Genomic DNA, 14,680 nt, shown 5'->3' with positions numbered 1-14,680 from the left:
GATGACAACCGTGCACGAGGGGCAGGGCGACCTGGTCCTGGGGGCGCTCGGCCCGCTGGGCACGCGCGTCGACTGCGCCGGGTTCAACCGCCTCGACCTGGAGGGGCCGCAGGTGCTGTGGCTCGTGGTGTCCGGCGCGGTGGACCTGTTCGCGGTCGACGCCGGGGAGCAGGGCCACTGGCACCACCTGGGGCGCCTGGAGGCGGGCTCGGTACTGCTGGGACCGGTCGCCGGGCCGCGGCACACGCTGGTGGCGCGTCCACTGCGCGACTGCGTGGTGCACCGCATCGGACTGCGCGAGCTGTACCAGCCGGCGCACACCCAGACGTGGTCGTACGACGCGTACGGCAACCCCCAGTACGTGCCGCAGACGACGAGTCCGCTGGAGTACGCCCTGGCCCTCGGCGTGGGGCGCGGCCTGACCGTCCTCTTCCAGGCGCCGATGGCCGCGGAGCGGGCCGACGCGCCCACGGACGACGACGTGTTCTGGATGCAGGTGCCGCCGGGCAGCGTGCAGTACGGGGCGGTGTACGGCGAGGAGGCGGCCGCCGACCTGCTGATGGACCCGGCCCTGTGGCAGAGCATGGTCGACCAGCAGTACCGGCTGCTGACCACCCTGGACCGGTGGATCGAGCAGCTGGAGCGCACCCACGAGACCCGGGCGGCGGCCGGTATCAAGGCCGGTGAGGCGGTGCGCGCGCAGGCCGACCGGACGCTGCTTGCCTCCATCGGCAAGCGCTCGGCGCAGCGCACCACGGCCGCCGACGCCGACGCCACGTACGCGGCCTGCGGGCTGGTCGCCCGCGCCGCCGGGATTCCGCTCGCCGAGCCGGCCCCGGGGGGCACCGAGAGCGACCGGCTCGACCCGGTGGAGCGGATCGCGCTCGCCTCGCGGGTGCGGACCAGGTCGGTACGGCTGGCGGACCGCTGGTGGCGCGAGGACGTGGGGCCGCTGGTCGGGCACCGCACCCTGTCGGGGGCGCCGGTGGCACTGCTGTGGCGGCGCGGGGGCTATGTGGCCGTGCATCCGGCGACCGGTCGTGAGACGCCCGTGGAGCGGGCGAACGCCGGGGAGTTCGAACCGCGCGCGGTGATGTTCTACCGCCCGCTGCCGGAGCGGCGGCCGAGTCCGCTCGGGCTGCTGCGGTTCTGTCTGGCGGGCACCCGCCGGGACCTGACGTCCCTGCTGCTCGCCGGGCTGGTGACGGTGGCGCTCGGCGCGCTGGTGCCGATCGCGACGGGCCGGGTGCTCGGCGAGTTCGTGCCGAAGGCGCAGACCGGGCTGATCGCGCAGGTGTGTCTCGCGGTGATGCTGAGCAGCGTCGTCGCGGCGGCCTTCATGCTGCTGCAGAACCTCACCATCCTGCGTCTGGAGGGCCGGATCGAGGCCACGCTCCAGCCCGCCGTCTGGGACCGGCTGCTGCGGCTGCCGACGAGGTTCTTCACCGAGCGCTCCACCGGCGAACTGGCGAGCGCGGCCATGGGCATCAGCGCGATCCGCAGGCTGCTCGCGGGGGTCGGTCCGACGGTGGCCCAGTCGGTGACGGTCGGGGCGATGAACCTCGGTCTGCTGCTCTGGTACAGCGTGCCGATGGCGTTCGCGGCGATCGGCATGCTGGTGCTGGTCGCCGGGGTGTTCCTCGGGCTCGGGCTGTGGCAGGTGCGCTGGCAGCGGCGGCTGGTCAAACTCACCAACAAGCTGAACAACCAGGCGTTCCAGACGCTGCGCGGGCTGCCGAAGCTGCGGGTGGCGGCGGCCGAGAACTACGCCTACGCGGCGTGGGCGGAGCGGTTCGCGCACAGCCGGGAGCTGCAGCGGCGGGCGGGCCGGATCAAGAACCTGAACGCGGTGCTCGGCGCGGTGTACCTGCCGCTGTGCACCCTGTTGATGTTCATGCTGCTGGCCGGCCCGGCGCGGGGCTCGATGTCGGCGGCCCAGTTCCTCACCTTCAACGCCTCGGTGACGATGCTGCTGACCTCGGTCACCCAGCTGACCGGCGCGTTCGTGTCGGGGGTGGCGGCGCTGCCGCTGTTCGAGGAGATCCGGCCGGTCCTGGACGCCACGCCCGAGGTGCGGACGGCGAGCACCCGGCCGGGGCCGCTGTCGGGGGCGATCGAGGCGCGCCGGCTGTCCTTCCGGTACACCGACGACGGGCCGCTGGTCCTGGACGACGTGTCCTTCGAGGTGCGGCCGGGCGAGTTCGTGGCGGTCGTCGGCCCCAGCGGCTGCGGCAAGTCGACCCTGCTGCGGCTGCTGATCGGCTTCGACCGTCCGCTCTCGGGCGGCGTCCTGTACGACGGTCAGGACCTGGCCGCGCTGGACCAGTCGGCGGTGCGCAGACAGTGCGGGGTGGTGCTCCAGCACGCCCAGCCCTTCACCGGCTCGATCCTGGACGTCATCTGCGGCACCGAAGCGTACACGCCCGAGGAGGCGATGGCGGCGGCCCGGATGGCGGGGCTCGCGGAGGACATCGAGCGGATGCCGATGGGGCTGCACACCATCGTGTCGGGCAGCGGGGCGGTCTCCGGGGGCCAGCGGCAGCGGCTGATGATCGCGCAGGCCCTGATCCGCCGGCCGCGCATCCTCTTCTTCGACGAGGCGACCAGCGCCCTGGACAACGAGACGCAGCGCACGGTGATCGAGTCCACCAAGGCGCTCAACGCCACCCGGATCGTGATCGCGCACCGCCTGTCCACGGTCCTGGACGCCGACCGCGTGATCGTGATGGAGGACGGCAGGGTCGCCCAGCAGGGCCCGCCCGCCTCGCTGCTGGCGGACACCGGCGGCCGGCTGCACGAGCTGGTGCGGCGGCAGCTGGCCTGATCGGCGCTCAAATGGGTACCTGTTGCCCTCATGCGTACCAGCGTGGTGGATGTGGGGTCGAACACGGTCCGGCTCATGGTGGCGGACGCCGAGGGCGGCGTCCCGCTGCCGGTGCACACCGCGAAGTGGCGGCTGCGGCTGTCGGAGCAGGTCAGGCCGGGCGACCCGGTCCCGGAGGAGGCCGTGGAGCGGCTCGTCGGGGCGGTCGCCGACGCGAGCAGGACCGCGGACCGGTGGGGGGCGTCGGAGCCGCCGGCCTTCGCGACCGCCGTGGTGCGCGCCGCGCCGAACCGGCGTGAGGTGCTGCGCACCGTCCATGCCCGCACCGGCGTGCCGCTGTGCACCCTGCCGGGCGAGGTGGAGGCGGAGCTGACGTTCCTCGCGGCCCGGCGCTGGATGGGCTGGCGGTCCGGTCCGCTCGCCCTGCTCGACATAGGCGGCGGCTCGCTGGAGGTCGCCTTCGGACGTGGCCGGCTGCCCGGCTTCGTGGCCTCGCTGCCGCTGGGGGCCGCCCGGCTGACCCACGAGTTCCTGGCGGGCGGCCGGGACCCGGCCTCGCCGGAGCAGGTCAGGGCGCTGCGGCGCAGGGTCCGCCACCAACTGCGGGACGCGGCGGCGCGGATCCGCTGGGAGGGACCGCGGACCGCCGTCGCCACCTCGCGGACCTTCCAGCAGCTCGGGCGGCTGTGCGGCGCCCCGCCCGGCCGGTACGGACCCTTCACGGAGCGGCGGATGCGCTGCTCGGACCTGGGGGACGCGGTGGGCCGGCTGGCCGCCCTGTCCGCGGCCGAGCGGGCCCGGCTGCCCGGCATCTCGGCACCGCGCGCGGCCCAGAGCCTGGCGGGCGCCGTGGTGGGTCACACCGCGATGAAGCTGACCGGTCTCGAGTCGGTGGCGCTCTGCCCCTGGGCGATCCGCGAGGGGGTCCTGCTGCGCCACATCGAGGACGGGCCGGCCTGGTGGGCCGAGGTGGTGCGCCGCAGCGACGAGGCCGCTCCCCCGGCGCCGGTGCCCCTGCGCCTGGCGTCCGCGTCGAACTGAACGACCGCGAGCAGGAACCGACGACGAGAAGCGAGAAGGACAACGAGAAGCGAGAAGGAGGACCCCGTGTCCCAGGACGGCGAGCACGACCACAAGCAGCCCGAGACCGCGGCCGAGGAGGTTCTGCGCGAGATGGAGGAGGCCAGGCCCCGCGACGCGGAGTCCGACGAGGTCGGGCACCGGGGCGAGGCGGGGGACGCCACCTCCCCGAACACCGGCGCCCAGGAGGACGTCGAGGGCGAGTGACGCGCCGCTCCGCGCGGCCGGGGGTGCCACGGCGCCGACCGGGTACTCGCGGCGCATGGAGTACGACCGCGAGGAACCACGGCTGCCGACGGCCCGGGGACCGGTCTCCGAGGCCGTCGGCGCACATCTGCTCGGCACGGGCCCACTGCCCTCCCCCGAGACCGTCGCCGCCGCGCCGGTGTACGGCGACGACCTGCAGCTCGCCCTGTACCAGTGCTACGAGCTGCACTACCGGGGTTTCGCGGGGGTCCGCCCCGACCTCGAGTGGGACCCCGGCCTGCTGGGCGTCCGGGCCGCGCTGGAGCGGCGCTTCCTGGCCGCCCTGCGGGCCGGCACCCCCGTCCACGAGAGCGTGGCGGACGCGGTCGGGGCACTGCTCGTCGAACCCGCCCACGGTGAGGGGGTCAGCCACTTCCTGCGGGACGAGGGCGAATTGTGGCAGCTGCGCGAGTACGCGGCCCAGCGCTCGCTGTACCACCTCAAGGAGGCCGACCCGCACGCCTGGGTGCTGCCCCGCCTGTCGGGCCGCGCGAAGGCGGCGATGGCGGCGGTGGAGTTCGACGAGTACGGCGGCGGGCGCGCCGACCGGGTGCACGCCCGCCTGTTCGCCGACCTGATGACGGACCTGGACCTGGACACCACGTACGGGGCCCATCTGGACGCGGCCTCGGCCGAGTGCCTGGCCACGGTGAACATGATGTCCCTGTTCGGCCTGCACCGGTCGCTGCGCGGGGCGCTGGTGGGGCACTTCGCGGCGGTGGAGATCACCTCGTCACCCGGTTCCCGGCGACTGGCCGAGGCGATGCGCCGCACGGGCGCCGGTCCGGCCGCCGAGCACTTCTACGACGAGCACGTCGAGGCCGACGCGGTGCACGAGCAGATCGTGCGGCACGAGGTGATCGACGGCCTGCTGGAACAGGAACCGCACCTCGCGGCGGACGTCGCGTTCGGCATCGACGCCACCGGGTACCTCGAGGAGCGCCTCGGCGCCCGGCTGCTCGCCGACTGGCGGGCGGGACGGTCGTCGCTGCGTACGCCGCTTCCCGCCCCGCGCCGCGTTCACGGGGAGATTTCTCATATTTCGTGACGGCCGGGGTACGTGGGATCCGTGAATTTCATGGTGCTACCGGGCGTCTACGCCCCTCAGGAGGACACCGCCCTGCTGGCCGGAGCGCTGTCCGACGAGTCGCTCCGGCCGGGCGCCGCCGTGCTCGACGTGGGGACCGGCTCGGGCGCCCTCGCCCTGGCGGCGGCCCTGCGGGGCGGCCGGGTGACCGCGGTGGACTTGTCGTGGCGCGCGGTGTGCGCCGCGCGGCTCAACGCGGCCCGGGCCGGGCTGCGGATCCGCGTCCGGCGCGGCAACCTCTTCACACCCGTGCGCGGCGAGTCGTTCGACCTGGTGCTGGCCAACCCGCCGTATGTGCCGGCGCCCGCCTCCGGCCGCCGGCCGCGTGGTGCCGCGCGGGCCTGGGACGCGGGCCACGACGGTCGCATGGTCCTGGACCGGATCTGCCTGGAAGTACCCCGGCTGCTGCGCCCCGGCGGGGTGCTGCTGCTCGTGCAGTCGGCGCTCAGTGACCCCGCGAGGACCGAGGCGCTGCTGCGCGAGGCGGGCCTGAAGGCGGCGGTGATCCGGCGGCGGCGGATCGCGTTCGGTCCCGTGGTGCGCGGCCGGGAGCGCTGGCTGCGGCAGCGCGGGCTGCTGTCCCTGGCGGACTACGAGGAAGAGCTGGTGGTCGTCCGTGCCGAACTCCCCGTCTGACACCCCTCGCCCGCCCGGCGCCCCGCGCCGGATCAAGGTCCAGCGCCGGGGGCCGCTGCTGGTGGAAGGACCGGTGGAGGTGGAGCTGGAGGACGGGACGACGGTGTCCTCCGACCGCTTCCGGGTGGCGCTGTGCACGTGCCGGCGCAGCCGGCGCTTTCCGTGGTGCGACACCAGCCACCGTGCCCGCTCCGCCAGGGCCGCGGACGGCTCGGACGCGGACGGCTCGGCCGCGAACGACCGACCGTGCCCGTGAACCGGGAGAACGGCGGACGGCCCCACTCCGTCCGCCGTCCCCGGTGCGGGCCCGCGGGACCCGTACGGCGGCGCTCGCACTCCCCAGTAGCGAGCAGCCGATCACGCCGCACGGTCCCGGCGGTCCCGGTCCCTCAGAACGTGAAGACGCTCGCGCTGCCCGCGTTCTTCACGCACTCGTTGGCGAAGGTGCGTTCGTAGGAGAGGCGACGGCCCTGCCAGACGCCGTCGACGGTGACGACCACGGGGGCGTACTCCCGGGTGCACATCACCGAGTCCTCGGCGGCCAGGGCGCCCGGGTCGCCGTGCGCGGCGCGCAGTTCGGCACAGGCCGCGCCGGCCGCCGGGTGGGTGCCGGAGGCGGTCGGGGCGCAGGTCAGGGTGACCGCGCGCAGGGGTGCGGCGGTGGCAGCGCTCTCTCCGTGCCCCACGGTCAGCACCAGGGCCGAGGGGGCGTAGAGCGACGCGGGGGCGGTGGCCGGGGAGGCGAGGGAGGCCCCGGCGAGGGGCCCGCAGACGGCGGTGGCCGTCAGGCCCAGAGTCGCTGCCCAGCGCGCGGTGTTCCGCATTGTGTGCATCCTTCCGCTCGTTTCGAGGGTGGTGCCGGTCCGGCCCGGTCGGTGCCGGAGCGGCGAGCGCGAGTCTGCCGAGTCCGGCACCGAAACTCATCTCGACCCCATGGGTTTCGGTAACCTTGCGTATTGAATCAGTGGCGTGAAGTCACAGAATTAGAACGTTCCAAGTCCGGTACTGGGCGTTTCTTGATCGATTATTGAGAACAGAACTGGCCGAATGGCGTGATCCGCACCTTCGCCAATAGGCCTGAAACACCCCCGGAACAGGTCCGTCGACCCTGACCGCCACCCCTTGGCATACCCGCGGGTATGGTGCCGGGCAGCGCGAGCTCGACGACGAGAGGCGGACCCCGGCATGCCGAAGCACTGGGCGGATTTCCAGTACGAGATCTATCTGAACGGCATGACGGGCGCGGTCCCGCGGCTGCCCACCGACCTGACCCGGCTCGAGGAGCTCACCGAGCGGCGCCTCGGACCCGGCCCCTTCGGATACGTCGCGGGCAGCGCGGGCGACGGCAGCACCGCCCGAGCCAACCGGGCGGCGCTGGCCAGGCGCCGGATCGTTCCGCGCATGCTGCGGGACGTGCACGAACGCGACCTGCGTGTCGAGGTGCTGGGCCGTGCCCTGCCCGCCCCGCTGGCGCTCGCGCCGGTCGGCGTCCTGTCGATCATGCATCCGGAGGCGGAGCCCGCCGCCGCCCGGGCCGCCGCGGCCCAGGGCGTGCCGTACATCCTCTCCTCCGCCTCCAGCACGCCCATGGAGGAGGTCGCCGAGGCGATGGGCGACGCCGAGCGCTGGTTCCAGCTGTACTGGCCGCGGGACCGCGAGGTGGCGCGCAGCTTCCTGGACCGGGCCCGGGCGGCCGGGTACACGGCGCTGTTCGTCACGCTGGACACGCCGCTGCTGTCCTGGCGCCCGCGCGACCTCGACCAGGCGTACCTGCCGTTCCTGCACGGCGTCGGCACCGCCAACTACTTCTCGGACCCGGCCTTCCGGGCCGGGCTGGCCAAGCCGGTGCACGAGGACCCGAACGCGGCGGTGATGCATTTCGTCGGCATGTTCTCCGATCCGGCCAAGTCCTGGCCCGATCTGGCGTTCCTGCGGGAGAACTGGGACGGTCCGATCGTCCTCAAGGGCGTCCTGCACCCGGACGACGCCCGGCTCGCCGCCGACGCCGGGATGGACGGCGTGGTCGTCTCCAACCACGGGGGCCGTCAGGTGGCCGGCTCGGTCGCGGCGGCCGACGCCCTGCCTCGCGTGGTGGAGGCGGTCGGCGACCGGCTGACCGTGCTGTTCGACAGCGGTGTCCGCACCGGCGACGACGTCTTCAAGGCGCTCGCACTCGGGGCCCGTGCGGTGCTCCTGGGCCGTCCCTACGTCTACGGGCTCGGCCTGGACGGCCAGGCCGGCGTCGAGCACGTGATCCGCTGCCTGCTCGCCGAACTGGACCTCACCCTGGCCCTGTCCGGGCACGCCTCACCGGCCACCCCGGGGCCCGCGGACCTGGTGGAGGACCCGGTGTGAGGGACGGGGACACCGTCCCTCACACCGCTGACGACGCCGTCGAAGGCACGCCTGAGGCGCACCGTCCCGCTCAGCCGCCGGACAGGTCCACGGCCCGCGCCCCAGGGGCGTCGGTACGGGCGATCGACAGGGAGCCCTCCGCCGTCGGCACCGGGTCGGTGCGCCAGCGCTGGTCGTCGGAGCCGTCGTGCACCTTGACGACGATGTCGGCGTCCGGGGCACGGGTGGTGGTGGCGAGCGCGAGCAGTTTCTGCCCGCGCGGCAGCAGTTCGCCCCGGCCGGTCAGGTCGTAGCGCACGTCCTCGCCCCGCTCGGTTCCCTCGTCGGCGCAGGTACCGAGAATGACGACTCCGGCGTCCGCCCGCGAGTCCAGACACAGCCCCGGGTCGGCGACGCTGCGCAGCAGTCCGTCGTCCTCGTAGGTCCACTGCTGGGTCCCCGCCTCGGAGCACTCCGCCAGCCGGGCGCCCGCCCCGGCCTTCGGCTCACCCCGGACGTCGAGGCACAGGTCGGCGGCGACGTTGCGCAGCCGCGTGCGGTCCGCCGACGTGGGCATCCCGGCCGCGTCGGGCGGTTTCGGACGGCTCGTCGCGGACGTCTCGCCGTCGACCGCGCTGGTGGAGGCGGCCGGATCGGCGCCACCGCCGTCGTAGGACCACACGCTCACCACGAGCACGATGGCCAGCACCCCGGCGGAGGCGGCGCCGAACTGCCGGAGCACCGAACGGCCGGAGCGCGGGCGGCCCGGCACCCGGCGCACGGGACCGGGGATCCGGGCCAGCAGCCCGGTGCGTGAGCCGCGGTGCCGGGCGGCGCCCTTGGCCAGCACACCCAGCGTCGCGCGCGACGGACGGGAGTCGAGATAGCGCCGGGCGCCCCAACCGAGCACGGCCTCGGCGATCAGCGTGCCCAACTCACGCTCGAAGTGACCGAGTTGGTCGGCCGCGTGCCGGCAGTGGCGGCAGTCCGCCAGGTGCTTGCGGACGTCCGGCAGCAGGGCACCGCCCCGGCGAATCGGGACGTCGAGCAGTCGGCTGTGGAAGCGGCACTCCTGGCTCGGCGCGAGCTGCCGGTGGGCGTGCAGACATCCCTCGCGGAATTTCTCACGCGCCTGTTCGAGAGTGGCCGACGCGGTGTCGGTGTCCATGCCCAGCAGACCGGCCGGGACGCTTATGGACTCTCCTTCAACCTCCGTGTGCCATAGCAAACAACGGGCCGGTCCGGGAAGAGAGGCGAATGCCCGGGCCGCCAACGTGCGGTTTTCCGGAGTCAGGGACTTCGCCGCCCGCATACCCCGCCCCCCGGCGGGTTTGAGCAACTGCGGCAGAGCGCCGGATATCGCGTCGTCGCCGGACCACTGGCGGACCGTGTCGCGCACGGCCACCAGCAGCCTCGGGCGCAGCGCGGTGGCCGGCTCGCCCTCGGCTAGGCGGGCCAGCACCCGGTGCCAGGCCGCGGCGGTGACCATGGCGGTGACCTGGGCCGAGGTGGCCAGGCAGATGGTCGCGTAGTCGTGTGCCGGCTGCCAGTGGCGGGCCATCAGCAGCGCGGCGATCCGGGCGGCCTCGTTCTCCGGGCCGTCCCGGAGCCGCGCGGCCAGCAACTCGTCGGACTCCCCGGGATCGCCGCCGGAGGGCGGGTGGGCGGGCCGAGGGGGGTGGGGGGTGGGCACTGAGATGTTTCCTTCCCACGCGCAGGTGACTCAGAAGTTCCGATCGCCGAAAAGGACCCACGGATTGGTGTGTACCTCTTGGGCGGAGCGCGGGAGGCGTGAATTCGCCATGGCGAAATCGGACCCGGTCCGTCAAAGCGCGTGCGAGACCCGGCCTTTACCCCCCGCACGGGTGCTTCACTCTCGCACAAACCACTCATGGTCAACAAGGCGACCGGGCAACATCGGCCGCCTTTGAAAGAAGGTCAGAATCCCCGGCATGCCATGATCCCCGACATGCCGAGAGGGCCGCACCGGCTTTCCGCATTCTTCCGCGGAAGCGGCGCGGCCCTCGGGCGCGGTGCGCAGGGGTCAGCCGGTCATCCCTGGTCCGCCACGAAGGAGGCCATCCGGGCCAGCGCGGCGTTCCAGTTGATCGTGTGCTCGTTGGTCGACCAGGACTGGATGTCGTCGATGAAGCAGAACTGGCCGACGCAGCCCTGGAGTTTGCTCTGCGCGTAGGGGTCCTGGATGCTCGAGTTCGGCCCGCCGGACAGGGTGCCGTCGGGCGGCGCGGGCAGGGCGGGGTCGAGCTGGTGGGCGTACCAGCGGCTGTGCTGGTTGTGCGCGTTGACCTCGCCGTATCCGGTGACGTACGACATGTTCAGGGCGTTGCGGCCCAGGATGTAGTCCATGCTCTGGACGGCGCCGTCACGGTACTTCGACCCGCCGGTGATGTCGTAGGCGGTGGCGAGGACGACCGCGTTGTTCAGGATCTGGTGGCTGGAGCCCCAGTCGTACACGTTGCCGTCGGGAGCGTAGGGCATGCCGTACGGGTGGGCCTTCAGCGTGGCCAGGTAGCCGTCGGCGCCCTCCACGACGGAGCGGCGGACCTTGTCCCGGCCGGGGAGCCGGCTGGGGACGGTCGCCAGGTCGAGGCGGGCGGGGGCGGCGGTGCTCGCCCAGTCGAAGCTGATCGGCCCGAAGATGTCGGCGGTGTGCACCGGGGACTTCAGCACGTGCTCCTTGAAGTCCCGCTCCCCCGTCGTCAGGTACAGCTCGGCCGCGGCCCAGTAGAAGTCGTCGGCGACCTTGGCGTCGGGGTAGGCGCCGCCGCCGATGCCGTCGCTCTCGTCGGCGAGCAGGTCCGGGTGGGCGAGTGCGGCGGTCCAGGCGGTGCGGGCCGCGTCGAGCGCCTTCGCCGCGAACTCCCGGTCGTAGGGGCGGTACAGGCGCGCGGCCTGCGCGGCCGTCGCCGCCAGGTTGAGGGTCGCCGCGGTGGTCGGCGGGTGCAGTTCGCGCTTTTGCGGATCGTCGCTCGGCAGCAGCGGCAGGCCGGTCCACTGCTCGTCATGGATCTTGTGGTGGGCCATCCCGGCCAGCGGCTGCCCGTGCGGCACCTGCATCTTCAGCAGGAAGTCCAGCTCCCAGCGGGCCTCGTCGAGGATGTCCGGCACCCGGTTGCCGCTCTCGGGGATGTCGAGCGAACCGTCGCCGAGCTTGCGGGGTTCTCCGGTGCGGGCGTGCAGCGAGCGCTCGTAGGTGCTGAGCAGCTCCCAGGTGGAGATGCCGCCGTTGACGACGTACTTGCCGTGATCGCCGGCGTCGTACCAGCCACCGGATACGTCGAGGGTGTAGTCGCACACGCCGGGCTGGCAGGGCACCTCGGTGTCGCCCTGGTTGGGTGCCGTGCCCACGTGCCCGGCGGGGCGGCCGTAGCCCGGGCGGAGTGCGTCGCTGATGGCGATGCCGCTGCGCTGCGTGTAGTAGTACTTCGCCGAGTCCAGACGCAGCCGCTCGTAGGCGGCCGTGCCGATGTCGAAGGGGCGGCTGGTCTCGCCGTCGGCGACGAGCGTGTAGCCCTCGCCGCGCTTCTTGTAGCGCCCGAAGTCGATGGAGTGGACGTTCTGTCCGGAGGAGGCGTCGACGCCGCGCGGCACGCTCCAGCCGTGGGCGACGACGCGTCCGTCGTCGTTCTTCAGCCGCCAGCGCAGGCGCGAGGTCGCGTCGGTGACGAGGGTGGCGTTCTTCGGTCCCGACGGCAGGTAGGCGACCTGGTTGACCCGCACCCGCGGCCCGGTGTCCGGCACGTACGGCTCCGGTGCCACGCCGCCCAGCAGGGACACGTCGTCCACGCAGAACCGCCAGGCGTCGGGCGTGCCGCCGAGCTGGAAGCCGACCTGGCCCTGAGCGGTGTCGACGGGCGAGGTGAAGGTGTACGAGTAGGTGTTGCCCGAGACGCTCAGCTGCGGGCTGATCTCGTAATAGGTGTCGTACGGGGACACCGAAAGACCGACGATCGCCCGGACCACGTGGTCGGCGGGCGTACCGGTGGCGGTGAAGGAGAACTTGTACGACTCCCCCGCGACCAGGGTGACGTCGTTCTGGCCGAGGGCCGCGTCCCAGCGGTTGGTGGTGCCGCCGGGGGCGTCGGCGCACAGCCGGCCGTCGGTCACGGCGGCGGTGACGTTGCCGCTCGTCCACCAGGAGTCCGTGCCGTTGTCGAAGGTGCCGTTCCTGACCTGCTCGGTCTCCTCGGCGCCGGCCGGGGCGGCGGGCAGCGCGGTGACGGCCGCCGCCAGCAGGGCCGTCAGGGAGACGAGCGCGGTTCTGCGTCTTTTCACGTCCGGGCTCCTCGGGGGAGGTGGCGCTCGCCGGGAATGGGAGCGCTCCCAAATGCGGTCGCAGGACATGCTTGTGGTAGACATGACATGCCGTCAACGGTCCGGACGGGACCGGTTTTCCGACCGGTTCCCGTCCGGAGGGTGGTACGGCGGCTCAGGCGGCGGGTGCCTCCAGGCGGCTGACCCGGACCGCTCCCCGCGCCTCGCCGGGGTGACGGCTGGTCAGCGTGAGACGGATCCTGGACCCGCGCAGCGGCCGGAAGCCGATGACCGTGGGCGCGTCGGAGGCGGTGGCCCACTCGGTCCGCACCTCCGCGGCCGCACGCCAGGCACGGCCGTCCCAGACGTCCACCGCGAGGGTCGCGGGCAGGCTGTGCCCGTCGTCCACGGTGAAGGAGACCTCGACCCGGTCGTAGGTGCGCGTGCGCCCGTGGTCGACCGAGATCCAGTCCTCGGCGCGGGCCCCGTCGAAGGCGGGCAGCAGGGCGGTGGCCGCCTTGTGGAAGCCGTTGGACCAGCCGGTGGCCGGGTCGCCGTCGAGCACGGCGGCGGGGAAGGTGTCGGGCCGCCCGGAGTAGCTCGCGTCCGCGTGCGGGTGGTCCACGGGCGCCGGGTGCTCGGGGCGGAACTCCGGTGCCGGCGTGGTCGCCCGGTCCGGGGCCCGCCGGGCGCGGACCGTCGCCGCGCCGGTGCGCAGCCCGTCCGTGCGGGCGGTCACGCGGACGGTGCCCCTATTCTGGCCGTCCCTGCCTACTGCTGTGCCGCTACGCGGCACGGCGGTGGGCAGGGATTCCGTGGCTTCCTGTTTCTCCGCGCTGTGCCCGAACGGGTTCGGGTCTTACCGGCGCTCCGCAGGCTGTGACCGCCAGTCCAGCGGCCGTGATCACGTTCTTCGAGGCGTTGTGGTCGCGGTCGTGGACTGCCCCGCAGGCGGGGCAGGTCCATTCCCGGATGTGCAGGGGTTTGGGTCCGTCGCGGTGGCCGCAGGCGGAGCAGATCTGGCTGGTCGGCTCGAACCGTCCGATCTTCACGAAGACCCGCCCGTACCGGGAGGCCTTGTATTCGAGCATGTTCACGAACTGCGCCCAGCCCGCATCATGGACACTCTTGGCCAGCCGGGTGCGTGCGAGTCCGTTCACCGCCAGGCCCTCCACCGCGATCGCTTGGTTCTCGCGGATCAGATGGGTGGAGAGCTGGTGGTGGAACTCCTTGCGCGCGTCGGCCACCTTCGCGTGGGCGCGGGCGACCTTCAGGCGGGCCTTGGCCCGGTTCTTCGACCCCTTCTGTTTGCGAGACAGAGCCTGTTGGGTCTTCTTGAGCTTCTTCTCCGCCCGGCGCAGAAACCTCGGCGAGGCGATCTTCGTGCCGTCCGACAGCACCGCGAAGTGCGTCAGCCCGAGGTCGATACCGACCGCGCTGGTGGGGTCGGGGGTCTCCCACCGGGTGTGGTCGGTGTCCGGGTCGGTGTCAATGACGAAGCTCGCGAAGTATCGGCCCGCCGCGTCCTTGATCACGGTCACACTGGAGGGGGGCGCGGGCAGGACGCGTGACCAGGTCACCTTCAGCTCGCCGATCTTCGGCAGTGCCAGCCGCCCCCGGTCACTGACTTTCCAACGGGCGTTGGCAGTGAACCGGATCGCCTGCCGGGCGTCCTTACGGGACTTCAACCTCGGTTCCCGCACCCTCGGCCCCCTGCGCTCCCCCTTCAGCGAGGCGAGGAAGTTCTTGTAGGCGGCCTCCACGTCCCGCAGCGCCTGTTGAAGCACCACCGAGGAGACCTCGCCCAGCCAGGCCCGCTCCGGAGTGCGCTTCGCCTGAGTGATCAACTGCTTCGAGAGTGTGGCCCCGCTCGGACAGGGTTCACCTGCCGCATGCGCGTCCCTACCGGCCCGGACGGCGTCGTTGAACACCACCCTCGCGCACCCGAACGCCCTCGCTAGCGCGGCGCGTTGACCGGGCTCGGGGTGCACACGGAAGGTGTACCGAAGCTGCATACTAGGAAGCGTACGAACACCGCGCACCCGCTGTCTCCGGGAACACCCGTTCCTCGCACCACCGGAATCATTCCCTCCGGCCCATCCGCGCAGCACCCCGCACCACCTGGGCAGCAATGGCCCACTCTCCACGGGCAAGCATCTGCGATGCTCCGCATCGCCACTCCCAAATGCGCTACACCG

11 protein-coding genes and 1 pseudogene are annotated in these 14,680 nt (G+C 72.9%); 7 read left to right on the top strand and 5 right to left on the bottom strand.

Going from position 1 to position 14,680, the window contains the following annotated elements:
* The first annotated feature begins 1 nt into the window (after position 1).
* The 6 genes from ACFV9J_RS21950 to ACFV9J_RS21925 all read left to right on the top strand — a co-directional run bounded on the left by ACFV9J_RS21950 (position 2) and on the right by ACFV9J_RS21925 (position 6,129).
* Positions 2-2,824 (top strand): NHLP bacteriocin export ABC transporter permease/ATPase subunit, encoded by a 2,823-nt coding sequence (locus ACFV9J_RS21950; protein WP_385356488.1) that lies wholly within the window; start codon positions 2-4, stop codon positions 2,822-2,824.
* Between the two features lie 30 nt (positions 2,825-2,854).
* Positions 2,855-3,865: a Ppx/GppA family phosphatase gene (locus ACFV9J_RS21945; protein WP_385356487.1), complete on the top strand. Its 1,011-nt coding sequence runs from the start codon at positions 2,855-2,857 to the stop codon at positions 3,863-3,865.
* Positions 3,866-3,931: 66 nt separating this feature from the next.
* Positions 3,932-4,111 (top strand): hypothetical protein, encoded by a 180-nt coding sequence (locus tag ACFV9J_RS21940; RefSeq protein WP_385356486.1) that lies wholly within the window; start codon positions 3,932-3,934, stop codon positions 4,109-4,111.
* A gap of 55 nt (positions 4,112-4,166) precedes the next feature.
* On the top strand, positions 4,167-5,198 hold the full coding sequence (locus ACFV9J_RS21935; protein ID WP_385356484.1) for an iron-containing redox enzyme family protein: 1,032 nt from the start codon (positions 4,167-4,169) through the stop codon (positions 5,196-5,198).
* A 30-nt stretch (positions 5,199-5,228) separates the two neighbouring features.
* The gene (locus ACFV9J_RS21930) at positions 5,229-5,873 is read left to right on the top strand and encodes a HemK2/MTQ2 family protein methyltransferase (protein WP_385356483.1); all 645 of its coding nucleotides are present in this window, start codon (positions 5,229-5,231) and stop codon (positions 5,871-5,873) included.
* Positions 5,854-6,129 (top strand): CDGSH iron-sulfur domain-containing protein, encoded by a 276-nt coding sequence (locus tag ACFV9J_RS21925; RefSeq protein ID WP_385356481.1) that lies wholly within the window; start codon positions 5,854-5,856, stop codon positions 6,127-6,129. Before ACFV9J_RS21930 ends, ACFV9J_RS21925 begins: the two co-directional genes overlap by 20 nt.
* A 133-nt stretch (positions 6,130-6,262) precedes the next feature.
* Here ACFV9J_RS21925 and ACFV9J_RS21920 read toward each other — a convergent pair whose 3' ends face one another.
* Positions 6,263-6,697 (bottom strand): protease inhibitor, encoded by a 435-nt coding sequence (locus ACFV9J_RS21920; protein WP_087788454.1) that lies wholly within the window; start codon positions 6,695-6,697, stop codon positions 6,263-6,265.
* A 361-nt stretch (positions 6,698-7,058) separates the two neighbouring features.
* On the opposite strand from ACFV9J_RS21920, the gene ACFV9J_RS21915 reads away from it, so the two are divergent.
* Positions 7,059-8,228: a lactate 2-monooxygenase gene (locus ACFV9J_RS21915; RefSeq protein ID WP_385356479.1), complete on the top strand. Its 1,170-nt coding sequence runs from the start codon at positions 7,059-7,061 to the stop codon at positions 8,226-8,228.
* 70 nt (positions 8,229-8,298) lie between these two features.
* Here ACFV9J_RS21915 and ACFV9J_RS21910 read toward each other — a convergent pair whose 3' ends face one another.
* The 4 genes and pseudogenes from ACFV9J_RS21910 to ACFV9J_RS21895 form a co-directional block, all read right to left on the bottom strand.
* Positions 8,299-9,900 (bottom strand): RICIN domain-containing protein, encoded by a 1,602-nt coding sequence (locus tag ACFV9J_RS21910; protein WP_385356477.1) that lies wholly within the window; start codon positions 9,898-9,900, stop codon positions 8,299-8,301.
* A 359-nt stretch (positions 9,901-10,259) separates the two neighbouring features.
* The gene (locus ACFV9J_RS21905; protein ID WP_385356476.1) at positions 10,260-12,503 is read right to left on the bottom strand and encodes a cellulase; all 2,244 of its coding nucleotides are present in this window, start codon (positions 12,501-12,503) and stop codon (positions 10,260-10,262) included.
* Positions 12,504-12,657: 154 nt separating this feature from the next.
* Positions 12,658-13,320: pseudogene (locus ACFV9J_RS21900) on the bottom strand (discoidin domain-containing protein); the annotation flags it as partial.
* Positions 13,268-14,497, bottom strand: a complete 1,230-nt coding sequence (locus tag ACFV9J_RS21895; RefSeq protein WP_385356641.1) for an RNA-guided endonuclease InsQ/TnpB family protein — start codon at positions 14,495-14,497, stop codon at positions 13,268-13,270. The pseudogene ACFV9J_RS21900 and the gene ACFV9J_RS21895, both read right to left, overlap by 53 nt.
* Positions 14,498-14,680: the final 183 nt, after the last annotated feature.

Source organism: Streptomyces sp. NPDC059906, assembly GCF_042730645.1.
Taxonomy (GTDB): Bacteria; Actinomycetota; Actinomycetes; order Streptomycetales; family Streptomycetaceae; genus Streptomyces; species Streptomyces rubrogriseus.
Note: the sequence above shows the minus strand (reverse complement) of the source record. Positions and strands in the feature narration are given on the sequence as shown.

Excerpts from the sequence above, each read along its gene's own strand:
- ACFV9J_RS21950 (WP_385356488.1), top strand. The coding sequence starts at position 2 with ATGACAACCGTGCACGAGGGGCAGGGCGACCTGGTCCTGGGGGCGCTC.
- ACFV9J_RS21945 (WP_385356487.1), top strand. The coding sequence starts at position 2,855 with ATGCGTACCAGCGTGGTGGATGTGGGGTCGAACACGGTCCGGCTCATG.
- ACFV9J_RS21935 (WP_385356484.1), top strand. The coding sequence starts at position 4,167 with ATGGAGTACGACCGCGAGGAACCACGGCTGCCGACGGCCCGGGGACCG.
- ACFV9J_RS21930 (WP_385356483.1), top strand. The coding sequence starts at position 5,229 with ATGGTGCTACCGGGCGTCTACGCCCCTCAGGAGGACACCGCCCTGCTG.
- ACFV9J_RS21920 (WP_087788454.1), bottom strand. The coding sequence starts at position 6,697 with ATGCGGAACACCGCGCGCTGGGCAGCGACTCTGGGCCTGACGGCCACC.
- ACFV9J_RS21915 (WP_385356479.1), top strand. The coding sequence starts at position 7,059 with ATGCCGAAGCACTGGGCGGATTTCCAGTACGAGATCTATCTGAACGGC.
- ACFV9J_RS21895 (WP_385356641.1), bottom strand. The coding sequence starts at position 14,497 with ATGCAGCTTCGGTACACCTTCCGTGTGCACCCCGAGCCCGGTCAACGC.